Below are 279 nucleotides of genomic sequence, written 5' to 3' on the forward strand. Positions count from 1 at the left end.
CCCCAGATACGGGCCGAGCTGCCGGAGTACAAGGGCATCCATTCCCAGGTCCTCCAGAACGTCATTGAACGGGTAGACAAGGCCTTCCAGGGCTTCTTCCGTAGGGTCAAGGCAAAAGGAGGAAAGGCGGGCTACCCCCGCTTCAAGGGGGAAAGGCGCTACGACTCCTTCACCTTCCCCCAAGCTGAGAAGACGGGGGTTAAGCTCCAGAAGGACGGAAAACGGGTAGTTATCCACGGGATAGGCTCGGTAAAGGTCAAACTGCACCGACCCCTTGAG

1 pseudogene is annotated in these 279 nt (G+C 58.4%); it reads left to right on the forward strand.

From position 1 onward, the window contains the following. A pseudogene (locus DK874_RS11805) lies at positions 1-279 on the forward strand (RNA-guided endonuclease InsQ/TnpB family protein); the annotation flags it as partial.

This window comes from Thermus caldifontis (assembly GCF_003336745.1).
In the GTDB taxonomy this organism is placed as follows: domain Bacteria; phylum Deinococcota; class Deinococci; order Deinococcales; family Thermaceae; genus Thermus; species Thermus caldifontis.